14 protein-coding genes are annotated in these 16,990 nt (G+C 71.6%); 5 read left to right on the forward strand and 9 right to left on the reverse strand.

Annotation, left to right across the window (positions count from 1 at the left end; genetic code table 11):
• Window positions 1-7 precede the first annotated feature (7 nt).
• The gene (locus OHB01_RS27760) at window positions 8-1,189 is read left to right on the forward strand and encodes a mandelate racemase/muconate lactonizing enzyme family protein (protein ID WP_142648766.1); all 1,182 of its coding nucleotides are present in this window, start codon (window positions 8-10) and stop codon (window positions 1,187-1,189) included.
• The gene (locus tag OHB01_RS27765) at window positions 1,186-2,397 is read left to right on the forward strand and encodes a fumarylacetoacetate hydrolase family protein (protein WP_142648765.1); all 1,212 of its coding nucleotides are present in this window, start codon (window positions 1,186-1,188) and stop codon (window positions 2,395-2,397) included. Before OHB01_RS27760 ends, OHB01_RS27765 begins: the two co-directional genes overlap by 4 nt.
• 116 nt (window positions 2,398-2,513) lie before the next feature.
• Here OHB01_RS27765 and OHB01_RS27770 read toward each other — a convergent pair whose 3' ends face one another.
• The 4 genes from OHB01_RS27770 to OHB01_RS27785 form a co-directional block, all read right to left on the reverse strand.
• Entirely contained in the window at window positions 2,514-2,990 is a 477-nt protein-coding gene (locus tag OHB01_RS27770; protein ID WP_328854172.1) for a hypothetical protein, read from the reverse strand.
• A gap of 528 nt (window positions 2,991-3,518) precedes the next feature.
• Window positions 3,519-4,424 (reverse strand): D-isomer specific 2-hydroxyacid dehydrogenase family protein, encoded by a 906-nt coding sequence (locus OHB01_RS27775; protein WP_328854173.1) that lies wholly within the window; start codon window positions 4,422-4,424, stop codon window positions 3,519-3,521.
• A gap of 140 nt (window positions 4,425-4,564) precedes the next feature.
• Window positions 4,565-5,716 carry a glutathione-independent formaldehyde dehydrogenase gene (locus OHB01_RS27780; protein WP_328854174.1) on the reverse strand — a complete coding sequence of 384 codons (1,152 nt, stop codon included), beginning with the start codon at window positions 5,714-5,716 and terminating at the stop codon, window positions 4,565-4,567.
• A 200-nt stretch (window positions 5,717-5,916) separates the two neighbouring features.
• Window positions 5,917-7,047: a sensor histidine kinase gene (locus OHB01_RS27785; protein ID WP_328854175.1), complete on the reverse strand. Its 1,131-nt coding sequence runs from the start codon at window positions 7,045-7,047 to the stop codon at window positions 5,917-5,919.
• 125 nt (window positions 7,048-7,172) lie between these two features.
• Between OHB01_RS27785 and OHB01_RS27790 the strand changes: the two genes are divergently transcribed.
• From OHB01_RS27790 to OHB01_RS27800, 3 genes are read left to right on the forward strand one after another with little or no spacing between them, the layout of a single operon-like run.
• Window positions 7,173-7,802 carry a helix-turn-helix domain-containing protein gene (locus OHB01_RS27790; RefSeq protein ID WP_328854176.1) on the forward strand — a complete coding sequence of 210 codons (630 nt, stop codon included), beginning with the start codon at window positions 7,173-7,175 and terminating at the stop codon, window positions 7,800-7,802.
• Window positions 7,799-7,999: a ferredoxin gene (locus OHB01_RS27795; RefSeq protein WP_142648759.1), complete on the forward strand. Its 201-nt coding sequence runs from the start codon at window positions 7,799-7,801 to the stop codon at window positions 7,997-7,999. Before OHB01_RS27790 ends, OHB01_RS27795 begins: the two co-directional genes overlap by 4 nt.
• 1 nt (window position 8,000) lies before the next feature.
• Window positions 8,001-9,269, forward strand: a complete 1,269-nt coding sequence (locus OHB01_RS27800) for a cytochrome P450 (RefSeq protein WP_142648758.1) — start codon at window positions 8,001-8,003, stop codon at window positions 9,267-9,269.
• Here the strand turns inward: OHB01_RS27800 and OHB01_RS27805 are convergent.
• The 5 genes from OHB01_RS27805 to OHB01_RS27825 form a co-directional block, all read right to left on the reverse strand.
• Entirely contained in the window at window positions 9,227-10,567 is a 1,341-nt protein-coding gene (locus OHB01_RS27805) for a glycosyltransferase family 4 protein (protein ID WP_328854177.1), read from the reverse strand. The genes OHB01_RS27800 and OHB01_RS27805 overlap by 43 nt on opposite strands.
• A gap of 126 nt (window positions 10,568-10,693) precedes the next feature.
• Window positions 10,694-13,375 carry a hypothetical protein gene (locus OHB01_RS27810; RefSeq protein WP_328854178.1) on the reverse strand — a complete coding sequence of 894 codons (2,682 nt, stop codon included), beginning with the start codon at window positions 13,373-13,375 and terminating at the stop codon, window positions 10,694-10,696.
• Between the two features lie 176 nt (window positions 13,376-13,551).
• Window positions 13,552-14,463 carry a carbohydrate ABC transporter permease gene (locus OHB01_RS27815; protein WP_328710177.1) on the reverse strand — a complete coding sequence of 304 codons (912 nt, stop codon included), beginning with the start codon at window positions 14,461-14,463 and terminating at the stop codon, window positions 13,552-13,554.
• Window positions 14,460-15,413: a carbohydrate ABC transporter permease gene (locus OHB01_RS27820; protein WP_187280723.1), complete on the reverse strand. Its 954-nt coding sequence runs from the start codon at window positions 15,411-15,413 to the stop codon at window positions 14,460-14,462. The genes OHB01_RS27815 and OHB01_RS27820 overlap by 4 nt, the downstream gene beginning before the upstream one ends.
• 186 nt (window positions 15,414-15,599) lie before the next feature.
• Window positions 15,600-16,955, reverse strand: a complete 1,356-nt coding sequence (locus OHB01_RS27825) for an ABC transporter substrate-binding protein (RefSeq protein ID WP_147944227.1) — start codon at window positions 16,953-16,955, stop codon at window positions 15,600-15,602.
• Window positions 16,956-16,990 lie beyond the last annotated feature (35 nt).

A 16,990-nucleotide genomic window follows, 5' to 3' on the forward strand; every position in this document is an offset into this window, starting at 1 on the left:
CGGGAGCATGAAGATCATCTCGGTCGACACCCTCGTCGTCGACTTCTACCGCACCAATCTCGTGATCGTCCGCGTCACCACCGACGAGGGGATCGTCGGACTCGGCGAAGCGACCCTGGAGGGCAAGGAGCGCGCCGTCCAGGGGGCCATCGCCGAAGTCGCCGAAGCCGTGGTGGGGCTCGATCCCACCCGTATCTCCGGCATCCTGTACGAGCTGGCCAGAGACTGGTACTGGCGAGGCGGCCCGGTCATCATGACCGCGCTGAGCTCGCTCGAAATGGCACTGTGGGACATCTCGGCACGGGAGCTCGGTGTCCCGGTCTCCCGGCTTCTCGGCGGCGCCACCCGGGATCGCGTTCGCGCCTATGCCAACGGCTGGTTCTCGGGAGCCGTCACGCCGGAGGATTACGCGGCCGCCGCGAGGAGGACCGTCGACAGCGGCTTCCGCGGTCTCAAGTGGGATCCCTTCGAGAATTTCGACCTGACGATCACATCCCGGCAGCTGGACCGCGTGCTCGCGCAGATCGACGCTGTCCGCTCTGCCGTCGGGCGCGACGTCGAGCTGTTCATCGAGGGCCATGGCCGGTTCGACGTCCGCCACGCCATCAAGGTCGCACGTGAGATCGCGCAGTTCGACCCGGTGTGGTTCGAGGAGCCGTGCCCGCCGGACAACCTCGACGCCCTCGTGGACATCCGCCGGGCGTCTCCGGTGCCCATCGCCGCCGGAGAGCGATGGTTCGGCCGGCAGGGTTTCGCGCCGGCGATCGCCCGCCAGGCGGTCGACTTCGTCCAGCCGGACGTGACGCACGCCGGCGGCATCGCCGAACTGGCCTTCATCTCGACGCTCGCCGCGACCAGCTACGTCGGGTTCGCCCCGCACAATCCCAGCGGGCCGCTGAGCACCGCGGCGACACTGCAACTCGGGGCGACCCTGCCCAACTTCCGATACCTGGAAATCATGGCGACCGACGTGCCATGGCGCCCGGAGATCACCAACGAACGACTCGTGCTCACGAAGGAGGGCGACGTCATCATCCCGACAGGGATCGGACTCGGCATCGAACTCGATCTCGAGGCGATCGCGCGGCACCCCTTCACACCCCACCCCCTGCGGATGTTCCGGGACGCCGTCTTCGACATCCGGCCCTCGGACGAGCGGTCCTTCTTCAACCTGGGAGATGACGTATGAGCCGGGCATCGTCCGAGGCGTACCCCGCCGAGGCCGACTGGTTCGGCACGGCCGCCGACGCGCTGCCGGACGACGCCGAGGAGAGCATCCTGATCGGCCGGATCTGGGATCCCGGCGTCGAAGGGCCGTCACCCATCGTCGTCCGCGACGGCGACGTCTTCGACATCAGTGCCGAGTTCCCGACGATCCGCGACGTCTGTGAACTGCCGGACCCTGCCGCGGTGGTGTCCAGGCTCGACGGCCGGCGGGTCGGCAGCTTCGGTGACGTGCTCGCCAACACCGGAGCCGCGGACCGGGACCGCACCCGGCCCTGGCTGCTCGCACCGGTCGACCTCCAGGCGCTCAAGGCCGCCGGGGTGACCTTCGCCGTCTCGATGATCGAGCGCATCATCGAAGAACGGGCCCGCGGCGACCTGCTGCTCGCGGCGGACATTCGCCAGCGGATCCTCGCCGGCCTCGGAGCCGACCTGCACGGCCTGTCACCGGGCTCGGAGGAGGCGACCCGGCTGAAGGATCTCCTCGTCGCCGAGGGCATCTGGAGTCAGTACCTGGAGGTCGGGATCGGACCGGATGCCGAGATCTTCACCAAGGGTCAGATCCTCTCGGCCATGGGAACCGCGGTCCCCGTCGGCGTACTCGCCGCCTCGACCTGGAACAACCCTGAGCCCGAAGTGGCGCTCATCGTCCAGTCGAGCGGCCGGATCGTGGGGGCGACCCTCGGCAACGACGTGAACCTCCGTGATGTCGAGGGCCGATCCGCGCTGCTGCTGCCAAGGGCGAAGGACAACAACGCCTCGTGCGCGCTGGGGCCGCTGATCCGGCTCTTCGACGAGCGGTTCGACCTGGAACGGGTACGCGGCCTCGTGGTGGGCCTGGACATCGAGGGCGTGGACGGCTTCCGCCTTGAGACCGTCTCGGAGATGGCGCGGATGTCACGTGATCCGGAGGCGTTGGTGCGGCAGATGATCGGCCCGCATCATCACTATCCCGACGGCGCGGTCCTCATGCTCGGCACCATGTTCGCGCCGATCCAGGACCGCGACCGCCCCGGCGAGGGGTTCACGCACAAGGTCGGCGACATCGTCAGGATCAGCTCCGGCGCGCTCGGCACCCTGGTGAACCGCGTGCGGCACGCCGAGGAGTGCGAGCCATGGAACTTCGGAGTCCGCGATCTCATGGGGAATCTCGTGAAGAGGGGACTCCTGTGATCATCGTCGTCGGTCGTTCCACCACACGGCCGGCGCCGCGCCTGGTCGCCTCGCCGCCGGCGCAGGAGTGACGGGAGCCCAGGTGGCCGCCGGGCTCGTCCTGCCACCACGGTCCGTCAGCCGGCACGCTCCGGGATAGGCGGCCGTGTGGCAACGTGATCGGCGGATCGCCGGGCCCGCAGCAGCGGGACGGCGGCGGCGAGCGCGGCGAGGGTGGCGAGGGCCGCAGGTGCGACGCCGCCCAGCTCGGCCAGCCCCTCCGCGGGCCTCTCCAAGAGGCCCGCCACGCCGTCGGCCACGCTGGTGAGGACGACCAGCACGGCGCCCGTCCGTCCGAGCAGCCGGTGGGGCGTGACTGCCTGCCGATGACTGAGCAGGGCGACGGAGGCGACCAGCCTTCCGGTCGCCGGGACGGCCGCCCCGAGGACGTACCAGACCCACCCGGGCCCGGTGCCGGACAGGGCGAGCAACAGGGTGAACGGTCCGGTCACGATCAGGGCCCACCAGGCCAGACGGAAGGCCCCGAGCCTGCGGTGCAGCAGCAGCGCCGCCAGCGCCCCGAGGACGGGCGGGACGTACGCGGGCGCGCTCATCGACGGACACGAAGGCCACCGCTCCCAGCAGCGCCGACAGCACAAGCACGGACCGGGGCCGTGCCCGGTCGACCAGCGCTCCCAGCGGCAGCGCCAGCACGAAGATCGCGACCGGCTCCACGGCCTGGTCGAACATGATGAGGAGCTTCGACCTGAGGCTCCCGTCGGCGTTCCACAGAGCCGGTTCGGCCAGCGGGAAGCAGACGCAGACGATGGCGGCGGCGAGCGCGAAGAGCGCGAATCGCCCTCGCGACGGGCTGGGGGAGACCATCCGGCGATCTTCGCCGCACCCGCACAATCCGCGCGAACCGCGTCTGCCCCTGCCGCGCGCCTCCCGCGCCTCCCGCGCCGCGAGAGCTGCGCCCGCCCGGTCCGCGTAAACCACGCCTGCCGTGCCGTGCGAGCCGCGCGCGCCAGGCCGCGCGTAAAACTGCCCCGGCCGCTCGCAAACCGCGCTCGCTCCGCCCGCGTAGAGCGTGCGAACCGTGCGGGCTGCCGGGTCAGCGGGCCCGCGTCGGCAGTGTCGTGTCAGTAGCCCCGTACGGGATCGATGCGGCCCAGGAGCGGCTCTCCGCGCAGGTAGCGGGCGACGTTCTCGCGCACCCGTTCGGCGAGGCTCTCGGTGAGGCGGTCCTGCGGGTTGGCGCTGTGCGAAGTGACCAGCACGTTCGGCTCGGCCCACAGGCCGTGCCCGTCCGGCAGCGGCTCGGGGTCGGTGACGTCGAGGGCGGCGCCGCCGATCTCCCCGGCGCGCAGCGCGGCGAGCAGGGCGTCGGTGTCGACCAGTTCGCCCCGGGCCACGTTGACCAGCCACGCGTGCGGGCCCAGGGCCCGCAGCTGGTCACGCCCGACCATCCGGTAGGTCTCCGGGGTGGCGGGCGCGGCCAGGATGGCGTGATCGGCGCGGGTCCAGACGGTGGCCAGCTTTTCGAACGGCACGGTCTCGTCCGCGCCCTCGACGGGCTCACCCGAGCGGTTGACCGCGATGACGCCGGCGCCCAGGGCGCGCAGCGGGGGGATGACGGCTCTGCCGATCCCGCCCGCGCCGACGACGGCCACCGTGCTCCCGCGCAGCGTGCCGGGCTGGTCGCGGTGCCACGTACGGCTGCGGGCGGCGGCGGCCAGCCGATGCACCCCGGCGAGCAGCAGGGCGAGGGCGTGCTCGGCGACCTGCGGGGCGTACGCTCCCGCGGCCGAGCACCAGACGCGGGTGGAGTCGACGAGCCCCTCCCGCGTCCACCGTTCGACACCCGCGGAGGGGAGCTGGACCCAGCGCACGCTCGGCGTCAGGTAATCCCGCACGCCCTCCGGCCGCGGGTCGGTCCAGACCAGCGCCTCCGCCCGGTGGGGATCGCCGACGACCTCGCCTCCGGCGGCACGGACGGATTCGACGATCAGCGGCGGGTCCGCCGGGGCAACGCAGACGGTGAGCACGCCCGTCCCTTCCTGGTCGCGCCGAACGCCTCCCTGGCGCGGCTTTCCTCCCCAAGAGTAGGGTCCGTCCGCTTCGCCTGATCACGGGGTCCGGCGGATCGTGATCGGGGCGCGACGCCAGGTGGGCGACCGCCGCGCGGTCAGGGAAACCCGTTCGGGTGCAGCACCACCTTGGTCCAGCCCTTCTCCCGCGCGTCGAAGTGCGCGTACGCCTCGGGGGCGTCGTCGAGGCCCAGCTCCTGGGAGACGATCCAGGACGGCCGGGCGCCGGCCTCGTGGATGAGGGAGCACAACTGGCGGTTGTAGTTCTTGACGTTGCACTGGCCGGTGCTCATCGTCTGGCCCTTGGTCCAGAAGGTGCCGTAGTCGATGGACACCTCGCCTCGCTTGTAGAGGTTGTTCCCACCGCGGGGGTCGCGGGGGACGTACAGACCGACGACGGCGATGCACCCGGTGAACTTGACCGACTTGACCAGGTTGTTCAGGGTCATGTTGGGGTGCTCGCCGCCCTCCGGATCGTGCGCCTGGAAGCCCACGCACTCGCAGCCGCGGTCGGCGCCCATTCCCTGGGTGAGCTCGAGGACCTGGTCGACGGGGCTGGACCGGGAGTCGTCGATCGCGATCGCGCCGATCTCCTCGGCCTTGGCCAGCCGGTCCGGATGGTGGTCGATGACCATCACGCAGCTCGCGTTCCTGAGCAGGGCGGAGTAGGCGGCCATCAGCCCGACCGGGCCCGCGCCGTAGACCACGACGGTGTCGCCCGGATGCACGCAGGCGAGCACCGTGGCGTGCCAGCCGGTGGGCCACACGTCGGCCAGCATGACGTAGTCGGTCTGCTTCTCCCACGCGTCCTCGGGCAGGACGAGGCAGTTGTAGTCCCCGTACGGCACGCGCAGCAGCTCGGCCTGGCCGCCGTTGTACGGACCCATGTCGGCGTAGCCGTACGCCGCGCCGGCCAGGCCCGGTGCGGGGTTGGTGGTCAGGCAGAAGGCCGTCAGGCCCTGCTCGCAGTTGGCGCAGAAGCCGCAGGAGATGTTGAACGGCAGGCACACCATGTCGCCGACCTTGACGCGGTCGACGGCGTCTCCGATCTCCACGACCTCGCCGAGGTTCTCGTGCCCGAGGACCCGGCCGGGTTCGAAGGTGGTCCTGCCCTCGTACATGTGCAGGTCGGAGCCGCAGATGTTGGAGGTGGTGACGCGGACAAGCGCGTCGGTGTGCCGTTCGATCCGGGCGTCCGGCACGGTGGTGACGCTGACCCGCCGGGGGCCTTCGTAGACCACGGCTTTCATGGCTACCCTCAAACGAGATCGTTTGGCGCGTGCGAAGCGGCGTGCCGCCCCGCTTCCGCGACGGCGGCCCGGCGTCGATGCGAGCCGGGCCCGTGCGGACCGGCCACTGCGCTCCGGGCCGCTGCGTTTTCGGGCTCAGGTGCCCGCCGTACCCGTGGGTACGACAGGCACCTACCCCACTGGATGAGGGAAAAACCGCTTCAATCGTGGGAGACCCGGAGGGGAAGCCGGGCGGCGAGGGCGAACCCGCCTTCGGGGGTCGGGCCGGAGGAGAACCGGCCCTGCGCGAGGAAGACGCGTTCCCTTATGCCGGCCAGGCCGTAGCCGCCGCCGAGGGAGGGCGCCGGCTTGACCGCCTTCGCGCCGGGGTTGGCGTGGTCCGGGGTGTCGACCACGGAGACGTCCACCTCGTCGCCGGTGACCTGGCAGGTGACCTTGACGATGGAGTCCGGCGCGTGCTTGCGCACGTTGTTCAGCCCCTCCTGCACCAGGCGGTAGCACGCGTGCGAGACCTGCCGTGGCAACGCCCCCGGGGGAGCGTGGAGGCGGAGATCGACCTTGAGCCCGCTCGCCTTCGCCTCGCCGACGAGCCGGGCGATGGCGTCGGTGCCCTCGGCGAGGTCCCCCTCGTCGCGCCGGAGCACGGTGAGCAGCTGCCGCAGTTCGCCGAGCGCCTGCACGCCCTTGTCCTCGATGGTCGCCGTCAGCGACCGGATCTCGTCCGGCTCGGTGGCGTCGCGTGCCATGCCCGCGTTGAGCACCATGGCGGTGACCGCGTGGGTGACGGTGTCGTGCATCTCTCTGGCGATCTTGCGGCGCTCCTCGGAGGCGGCGATCTCCTCGCGCTCGCGTACGCCGAGACGCAGCTCCCGGATGAGCCGGCGGTAGGCGTTGACCCAGGTGCCGACGACCGCGGGCAGATAGATGAGGGTCACCGCGCGGACGAGGTTCAGGTAGACCGAGTGGTCGCTGTGCGGGCTGCGGTAGTCGACGGCGAAGTAGAAGACCGTCAGGGCCAGGGCGATGTACTGCCACCGGCGCACGCGGTGCTCGGCCGTCATCGAGAAGACGGCGAGGATCATCGGCACGACCTGCCCGGTGACGCAGGCGCACACCACCGAGGTGATGATCGCGGGCCAGGGGGTCCGGCGCCGCACCATCATGGCCGCCGCGGTGAGCACCCCTGCCACGATCTCGAGAGCGTCCGGCGCACCGCCCCAGAGGGAGAAGCTGTAGCCGGTGAGCGTGGTGGGGATGGTGAACGCGATGACGGCCGCGGCCAGTGCCACGTCGACGAGCCAGTCGCGATGTGCGTCCCATTTGTTCAACACTCTGCTATTTTGCGACTTTTATCCGGTGCTCTGGCCCATTGACCTTCCTTTTTTGCCCGGCGATTACCTACATGCCGGCGGGCGTGGTCTTGACGCAATCAAATGAACGACCATTTAATTCTTTGGTGGGCCGGATCGCTGGTGTCACCGCCGCCGAGACGCGGGAGCGGCTGCTGCTCGCCGCCGTCGACGTGTTCGCCCGGCGCGGGTACGACGGCACGCGCGTGGCGGACATCGCCGCGGCGGCCGGTGTGAGCAACGGCGCCCTGTACGCGCACTTCGGCTCGAAGGCCGAGCTGATCGTGGCCGCGCTGCGCGCCCACGGGCCGCGGCTGCTGGCCGACATGCTGGCCGCCGACCCCGGCCTGCCGGTCGCGGAGCTGTTCGTCGCCGTGGGCCGCCGGCTCCCGTGCCGTCCCGACGCCCGCGGCTCCCTGATCGCCGAGGCGCTGGTCGCGGCCCGCCGCGACGAGGACGTCGCCCGCCCGATGCACGACTACGTCGGCGAGCGGGCCGGCTGGCTCGCCGGGCTCGTGCGCGCCGCCCAGGACGACGGCCAGATCGATCCGGCGCTCTCACCCGGCGCCGTCGCCCACCTGTGCCTCCTGCTCGCGATGGGCAGCGCGCTGCTCACCCCGGACTTGCACGCCGTCGGTGACGAGGAGTGGACCGCCCTGCTGACCCGCCTCGTCGCCGCCATCGCCCCGACCGACCCGACTCCGCGGACGCCACCGAAACAAGGGGAACACCAGTGAAAGTGCAGATCGATCCCGCGCGCTGCCAGGGACACGGCCGCTGCTACGACCTGTCGCCCGACCTGTTCACCGAGGACGACGAGGGTTACGGCCAGGTCGCCGGCGACGGCCTCGTGCCGCCGGGTGGCGAGCGCGCTGCGCGGGTCGCGGCCTCCAACTGCCCGGAGAAGGCGATCGTCCTCGCCGAGGAGGCCTGAGATGACCGTCGACGATCGCTTCGTCCGCGACTTCCGGGAGGGGGAGGAGCAGCCCCTCGGTGTGCGCAGCGAGATCATCACCGGCCCGGTCTCCGACTGGACGACCGACTTCTCCCACATGGAGCCCGAGTGGGCCGCCGATCCGTACCCCATCCAGGACGATCTGCGGGCGCGCTGCCCGATCGCGCGTACGGAGAGGTTCGGCGGCGGGTGGCTGCCGACGCGATACGAGGACGTCGCGGCGATCGCGTACGACACCGAGCGCTTCTCCTCCCGGGCGGTCGTCATGAGCAACTACCGGCCGCCCCTCGAGATCGCGCCGGTGGGGGCCGTGCCGCCGATCTCCTCCGACCCGCCGTTCCACCACGACGCGCGCAAGCTGCTGCTCCCGGCGTTCACCAAGAAGGAGGTGGCGAAGCGGGAGGAGGCCGCGCGGGCGTTCTGCCACTCGCTGATCGACGGGTTCGAGGGCGCGGAGATCGTCGACGCCGCCCGTGACTACGCGCAGCACATCCCGATGCGGGTCATCTCCGACATGCTGGGCTTCCCGCCCGAGGACGGGCCCAAATTCCGGGAGTTCGTCGAGCACGCGCTCGAAGGCGTCAACCTGCCGCCGGAGCAGCGGATGGCGAACATGGCGGAGCTGTTCGACTACCTGCTGGAGCAGATCCGCGACCACGTCGCCAATCCGCGCGACGACCTCACCACCTATCTGATCGACGCGGAGCTGTACGGCCGCAAGCTCGAACCCTCGCACGTGTCCGGCACGATGGCCCTGCTGCTCATCGCCGGGATCGACACGACGTGGAGCGCGATCGGCGCCTCGCTGTGGCACCTGGCCAAGACCCCGGCCGACCGCGAGCGCCTGGTCGCCGAGCCGGCCCTGCTGCCGACCGCGATGGAGGAGTTCCTCCGGGCGTACGCGCCGGTCACGATGGCGCGGCTGGTCAAGGAGGACATGCACTGGCGCGGCGTCGACATGAAGGCCGACGACTGGATCCTGCTGTCGTTCCCGGCCGCCAACCGTGATCCCGCGCAGTTCGACCGGGCCGACGAGGTGATCATCGATCGCGAGATCAACCGGCACGTGGCGTTCGGCCTCGGCATCCACCGCTGCGTCGGTTCCCATCTGGCCCGCATGGAGCTCCGGGTCGCGCTGGAGGTCTGGCTGGAGCGGCTCCCCGTGTTCGGCCTCGCCGACCCCTCGGCGGTGACCTGGGCCCCCGGTCAGGTGCGGGGACCGCGCACGCTTCCTCTCCGCATCGGCTGACCACCGCCGGGCGGCCCGGCCGTCGTCACGTCCCCGCGGCGGCGCGCGGCGACGGCGTACGCCTCCAGGGTGCGCCGGGCGGTGCGCGCCCAGCTGTAGCGCTCCCGCACGTACGCGGCTCCCCGCAGGGTGAGCCGGTCCGCCTCCCCGGCGTCGCCGAGGAGGCGCAGCAGGGCCGCGGCCAGCTCGCCGGGATCGTCGGCGGCGCAGCGGACGGCGCCGTCGCCGATGACCTCCGGCGAGTAGCCCGGCCCGACGACCACCGGGCGGGCCAGGGCCATCGCCTCGACCGCGACCAGGCCGAACGGCTCGTACACAGACGGGAAGACGCAGACGTCGGCGGCCAGGAAGTGCGCGAACACCTCGGCGGGGGCGAGGAAGCGGTTGCCGGCGACCACGTGCCCGCGGGTGTGCGTCCGCTCGATCAGCCGGGCCACCGTCTCGGCGTCGCCGGTCTGCGGGGCCGCGGCGCCGATCAGCACGAACCGCGCGTCGCCGTGCTCGGCGACGACCCGCGGCACCGCCCGGATCAGCGTGCCGACCCCCTTGTGCGGCGACGGCCGCCCCGCGAACACCACGAGCCGGCCCCGCCCGCCGGGCAGGTAGCGCCGCCGCACCTCCGCGCGTATCCGGTCGCGGTCGCCGCCGGGCAGCCCGGCCAGCCGCAGCAAATCGGGATCCTCGAAGCCGTGCGGCACGACGACCATCCGGTCCGCGGGCCAGCCGCGGGCGGCGAGGCCGTCGCGCATGCGGACGCTCGGCACGACGATCAGGCGCGCCGTCCTCGCCTGGGCCGTCTCCAGAAGGTCGAGGAGGACGGCGTACGCCGACCGGCGCCCGGGATCGCAGGCGTTCATTTCGCGGGTGTGCACATGGAACACCACCGGCAGCCGCCCCAGCACACGGCACAGGATCCCGGCCACGCAGCCCATCCAGTCGTGCACGGCGACGACCGCCCCGGTCCGTCCCGCCTCGGCCGCCATGATCCGGGCGGCCGCCCGCACGTTGAACGCGAGCAGTCCCGCGATCCTGGCGAGCCGGCGTACGCCCGAGCCCTCGCGCCGGCCGTAACCGGGGGTGGGGAGGCGGTGCAGCGTGACGTCGCCCCGGCGTTCCGTCCGGGGCGCCGGGCCACGGCGGGCCATGGCGCCGAAGACCACGACCGGCGCCGCCGCATCCCGCAGGGCGTCCATGATCCGCTCGGCGTAGCGGCCCAGCCCGCCGACGACGTCGGGCGGGACCTCCGAGCAGACGGCGTAGACGCGGACGCCGGGGGAGACGTGATCGGCGGAGGGCATGGGCGCGAACCTAGCCGCTCACCCCGCGCCCGGCCAAGACGGCCCCGGAGACACCCCGGTCGTTCCGTTCGTGTGGGCGCGAGGGGAGGAAGGCCCACCGCACGGGGGTACGGCGGGCCGGGCCGGTCACGTGGCCCTGTTGTCGACCTCCAGCACGAGCCGCGCGAGCTCGAGCCGGTCGAGGTTGGGCGCGTACGCCGTCGCGTTGCCGAGGACGAGTGCCCCGGAGGGGGTCGTCAAGGTGAGCGGCGTCGCCTGGGACCAGAAGTTGTCCCACGCGTAGTCGTGCCGGAACACGCCGCGCGTCGTCGCCCCGCCCGTCTCGGTGATGTCGAGGAACCGGCTGATCACGTCGGTGTTGTACGGGTGACCGGTGTTCCTGTCGGCGTTGGCGTAGTGGGCCACGAGGACGTACTCGCCGGGGCCGAACCCGGCGGGCCTGGTGAGGGTGAGCGTGTTGCCCGCGCCGTTGCCGAGGTCGCCCACATAAGCGCCTCCGGAGGCGTTCGAGCCGCTCGTGGCCGGGACGGTGACCACGCGGGCCGTTCCGGCGAGCTGTGCCTGCTCGGCCTCGATCCGGTGGGCCGCGGCGTCCGCCTCCTCGGCCCTGACCGTGGTCAGGCCGCGCAGCCGCAGGCCGGCCGGGCCGCCCACCTCTACCACCGAGACGCCGGCCGGGAGATAGACGCGGGCCCGGGAGGCCGCCTCGCCCGGGCGGGTCGCCCGCACACCCGCGATCCGCCGCCCGTCGACGCGGACGTCGAGATCGCCCGCCCGGGCCGCCTTGTAGGAGAAGGTCAGGTCGTAGTAGCCGTCCTCGCTCACGGCGGCGAAGAACGTGGCCCGGGCGGCGCCGCCGAGCGTGACGGCGGGCCCCCTGCCCTCGCGGACGACGCCCGCGCCGCCGGACAGCCGGGCCTCGTCGGCCGGGTACGCCGCCCGCTCGGGGCCGGTGATCTCGGTGAGGTCGAATCTGTCGAGCGTGACGTCGCTGCCCGGCAGCGGGGTCGTGCCGTCGGTGCTGGTGCGCAGGGACAACTCGTGCGTGCCCGCGGTCAGCTCGACCTCCACGTCGGTGCGGCCGCGGTAGGTCCAGCCGAGGTCGGCCGAATACTGCACGATCCGGTCGAGCTTCCCGTCCACGAACAGCGCGTGCCTGCCGGGGGCCTTGTTCGCGCCTTGGAAGATCCCCAGCCGGTAGCGGCCGTCGCGCGGCACGGTCATCGGGAACGTGACGGCGGAGCGGGCCGTGTTCATGGAGCCGACGTCCCGCTTGCCGGAGGTCGCGTAGAGCTGCGGGTCGGCCGTGGTGTCCTGGTCGTACGCCTGGGCCGAGGTGAGCGTGGCCGACTCGGCCTCCACCGAGACGCTCCACGGCGCGTCGGCCGCGGGCGCCCCGCCACTCGACGGGACGATCGTGACCCGGTAGGCGGCCATCACGTCGCCGCCCGGCAGGTCCACCCGCAGTGTGCCGTCGTGCAGGGTGGTCCGGGTGGCCGCGACGACCGGCGGCTGCGTCGCGTCTCCCTCATATCCGGTCCACGTCGTCCTGGACACGACGACGTCGACCTGCCTGCCGAAGACCGCCGGGTCGAGCCCGGAGACGTCGAGCCGGACCGGCGCGGCGCCGCCGCCGACCAGCACGGTGCCCCGCCGTACGGAGGGGTCGACGGCCGCGAGGGCCTGCACCGTGTCGGGGACGTCCGGCCGCGGCGGGGTCACCTTCACCGTCTGCCCGGTCAGGTCCGCGTACCACTTGAGCAGCCACCACGCGCCGTTGGCCTGGCGGGTGCGCACGGCGTGGTCGGACAGGTTGCCGGCGTAGGTCCAGAACGCCATGTCGGCGTCCACCTTGGTGTCCTCGAACATGGCGATCCACTGGATCATCTGGCCGGGCACGGACATGTCACGCCGGTTGCCGTACTCGTCGATGTTGATCGGCAGCGGGCCGATGCCGAGGTCGCGCTCCATCTGCCGGTAGTCCGCGTAGTGGCCCCGGTAGGCGGCGAGGCTGCCGTGCGACAGCTCGTGCCAGGCCATGATGTCCGGCAGGCAGCTCCTGCCGCCGCATGCGGTGTCCCTGGCCCAGGTGAGGAAGTCGCGCAGGCGGCCGGGGTTGTAGCGGGCCTCGTTGGGGCCGACGATGCGGGCGCCGGGGTCGATGGAGCGGATGCGCTCGACGACCGCCTTCCAGTCGGCGAAGAACTTCTGCTTCATCGTGGACCAGTTCTGATACCAGATGCCGTCGGGCTCGTTGAACGGCACCCACACGAACCTGTCCTTGTCCCGCGGGCGCTCCGCGACGACCTTGCGCACCATCGCGTCGGCCTTGGCGAGGTAGTCGTCGATGCCGAGGTTCTCATAGGGCCACTTGCTGTAGACGTCCTGCATGTAGACGACGATCTCCTCCCCGCCCGCGGCGAAGAAGCCGTCCGCGATCTTGAGCGCGTCGCCGTTGGGATGCTGGTCGCCGTCCGGGGCCTTCTGGGCGACCGTACGCGGCCGGGCACCGGCGATCAGGGGGTCTCCCGGGACTCCGGGGTCGGACAGGCCGTACAGCATGCCGGTCGCGCCGCCGTGAACCGGCCCGGTGCGCTGTGCGAAGTCCACCGCGACGACGTCGGCGGCGGCGGCGGTGTCGGTGACGGTTCCAGCGGCGGTTCCGGCGGCGGTTCCGGCGGCGGTTCCGGGGGCGGTTTCGGCGGCGGTTCCGGGGGCGGTTTCGGCGGCGGTGTCCGCGCCCGCCGGTCCGGCGACGGGCCCGGTGCTCAGGGCCGCGGCGGCGAGGGCCGTGGTCACGGCCGTCACGCGGGCACGCCGGAATGACCTTTGTCGGTGCATGGGTGTCCTCTCCTGTCACCGGGACGCGCGGGCGCCCCGGAGGGGGTGATACGGCGGGGGTGGTACGGCGGGCTCGGCGGGCACCGCCGGGAGGCGAAAACAGCGCCGGCCGTGGCCGGCCGGAGGCGCTCACGTGATGGCGCTCACTTCACGGCGCCGCTGGTGATGCCGGAAATGATCTTGCGTTGGGCGACGGCGAAGACCACGACGAGCGGCAGGCTCATGAGGATTACGTAGGCGAAGATGAGGTGCCAGTTGTTGAGATACAGCCCCGCGCCGGCGACGCGGAAGAGGTTGAGCGGCAGGGTGTCGAGGCGGCCGCCCACCACGAAGAAGGCGTAGAAGACGTCGTTCCAGACGTAGAGGCAGACGAGGATCGTGGCGGTGGCCAGCACCGGCCGCAGCAGCGGCAGCACGACGTGGAAGAAAACGCGCACCGGCCCCGCCCCGTCGATCTGGGCGGCCTCCTCCAGCGAGACGGGGATGGTGCGGACGAAACCGGTGACGAAGAAGATCACGGTGGACATGTAGATGCCCATGTAGACGCCGATCATCCCGACGGCGCTGCCGGCGAGGCCGAGCTGGCGCAGCAGCAGCACGACCGTGACCACCGCAGGGGGCAGGATGATGCCGCTGATGGCCAGCGCGTACAGGACGGCGTTGAGCCGGGTGGCGCGCCGGGCGAGGATCCAGGACGCCATCGACCCGAAGAGCAGGACGCCGATCACGGCGGGCACCACGACGAGGAGGCTGCCGAAGAACGCCGCGGGCACCTCGCCCTCGCGCCACACCTCGCCCAGGTTCTCCAGCAGGTGCCAGTGGGCGGGCGGGGTGAGGTTCGGGATGAGGGCCTCGCCCCGCGACTTGCCCGCGGTCGCCACGACGAGCCACAACGGGATGCCGATGGTGACCAGTGCGAGCGCCGTGGCGGCGAACGGCTGCAGGCGGGTCGCGAACGAGACACGCCCGGAGGCGGCGGGGCTGCGGCGGGCAGGGCTCTGGCGGGCAGGATTCTGGCGGGCAGGGCTGCGGCGGGCGGGGGAGTGCGGCGTCACAGGATCTCCTCGCGCTTGCGCAGGATGCGGATGACGGGGAAGGCCATGAGCGACACGAGCAGGAACAGCACCAGGCTCATGGTCGTGGCCTGGGCGAACAGGCCCTGCCCGAAGGTCCGGTAGATGAAGATGTTGAGGATCTCGGTCGTCCGTGCCGGGCCGCCGCCGGTGGTGGCCTGCACGATGTCGAAGCCGTTCATGGAGCCGAGCAGGGCGGTGGCGACGTTGAACGTGATCGCGGGGGCGAGCAGCGGGAAGCGCAGCCGCCGGAACGCGTGCCAGCGCGAGGCGCCGTCGATGCGGGACGCCTCCATGATCTCCTCCGGGATCGTCTTGAGCCCGGCCAGATAGATGAGCATCGACAGGCCCATCCACTTCCACGCGTGGACGACGGCGACCACGACGATGGTCCATCGGGTGTCGCCGAGCCAGGCGTAGTCCACGTCGTGCCGGACGAGCTGCGACAGGAGCTGGTTGAGGCTGCCCTCGGGCTTGAGCAGCGCCTGGAAGACGTAGCCGACGGCCAGGGCCGACATCAGCACCGGGATGAGGAAGAAGACCCGCAGCGTGCGGTTGACCCAGGTGTCCCGTTCGAGCAGGAGAGCCAGGCCCAGCCCGAAGAGATTCTGGAAGACCGCCACGAGCACGGCGTAGGCGACGGTGATGCGCAGCGCGGAGAACAGCGTGCCGCTGGAGGCGAGGTCGGCGAAGTTGTCGAACCCGACCGGTCGGATGGCGCTCTTGAAGCCCGACCAGTCGGTGAACGCGTAGACGAAGTTGAACGCGGTCGGCAGGAAGAAGAACACCAGCAGGATCGCGAGCGCCGGGGCCATGAACCACATCGGGTGGGTCCGGTCCGGCCTGCGGCGGGTGCGGCCGGCGGGACCGCGCGGGGCGGGCGGCGGCGCGAGCGGCCGGTCCGGGACGGGGGTGTCCGTGGCAGTCAGCATGGCATGTCCTCAGGTGCCGGGCGCGGAGAGGCGGGCGAGCCGCGGTCTCCGCGCCCTGTCGATAGACCTGTCGTTGAACCTGTCAATGAACCTGGCGATGAACCTGGCGGTGGGCGCGGGTCGTCGGGCGGGTGTGGATCGGGCGGGTGTCCTTTACGGGTGTCCTCGGGCGGGTGTTCTCGTGGGTCAGAAACCGGCCGCGCCGGCGGCCTTGGCGAGCTGGGCGAACTGCTCCTGGGTGGCGGAGGCCACCTGCTCGGGCGTCATGGTGCCGGTGATCATGTCGGCGAGGTTGATGTACAGGTCCGGGTTGGCCACGGCGAGCGCCTGCATGGAGCCGACGGCCTCGCCGAGGGAGTCGTGCACCTGTTGCAGCGCCTTGGGCACCGAGGCCGGGCTCGGCACGTCGGTCTCCAGGGACACGGTGTTGCGGTCGGCGACGAAGTCCTTGTAGCCGGGGCCCATCCAGTACGAAAGGAGCTGGCGCGCGGCGGCCTCGCGTTTGGCGTCACCGGTCTTGAACGCCACGAGGGCGTTGGACTGGTCGGGGATGAAGGTGCCGACGTTGCCGCTGGGGGAGATCGGGAAGAAGCCGATCCTCTTGTCGAGCGTGGCGGTGTCGGCGGTCGCCTGGAGCTGGCCGAAGAACGAGTTGACCTGCACGACCATGGCCGCCTTGCCGTCGAGCAGGGCCTTGCCCTGGTCTTCGAACGTGGCGGTCTTGATGTCCTTGTTGAACAGCCCCTCGTCGATCAGCGACTTGTACTTCTTGATCGCGTCGAGCACGACCGGGCTGGAGAACGTCTCCTCACCCTTGTTGATCTTGTCCCAGAGCCCGTCCCTGGCGGCGTCGGCGAGCTGCACCTGGACCCACCACTGCGTGGCCCACCGGTCGCCGGCCATCTCGTAGAAGGGGGTGACGCCCTTGGCCTTGAGCGTGCGGCCGAGCTCGATCATCTCGTCGAAGTTCTTCGGGGTCTCGGTGATCCCGTTGGCCGCGAAGACCTCCTTGTTGTAGTAGACGCCTTCGACGGCCGGGCTGGTGATGAGGGCGGCGTACCGCGTGCCGTCCAGGATCCCGGTGATGTCCTTGAGCTGCGGCGCGAGCTTCGACAGCCAGGGGGCCTGGTCCAGCGGCTGCAGGTTGGCCCTGGCGTTGACGGCCGTGAGCATGGACGCGGTCGGCTGCCAGAACGCCAGGTCGGGCTTGTCCCCGGTGGCGACCTTGGTCTGCACGCCCTGCTCGTACGGGTCGGGGATGGTGACGATGTCGACCTTCGCGCCGGTGGCCTTGCCGAACGCGTCGACGACCTGCTTGGGCACGGTGTTGCTGTTCTGCGCGGCCCAGATCGTCAGGGTGACGCCGTCCAGCCTGGCCGTCGGCTCGGGCCAGGTGACTGCGGCCGAACCGCCCGCGGTGCCGCCGGCCTGCGCGGCGGAGTCCGCAGAGGGGTCCGCAGAGGGGTCCACGGAGGGGTCGCTGCAGGCCGCGGCCCCCGCGGCGAGGGCGGCGACGACCGCCAGGGTCTGCCATTTCTTCATGGGTCGATCTCTCTTCCGGGGGCGCCCGGACCGCA

Source organism: Microbispora hainanensis (genome assembly GCF_036186745.1).
Lineage (GTDB): Bacteria > Actinomycetota > Actinomycetes > Streptosporangiales > Streptosporangiaceae > Microbispora.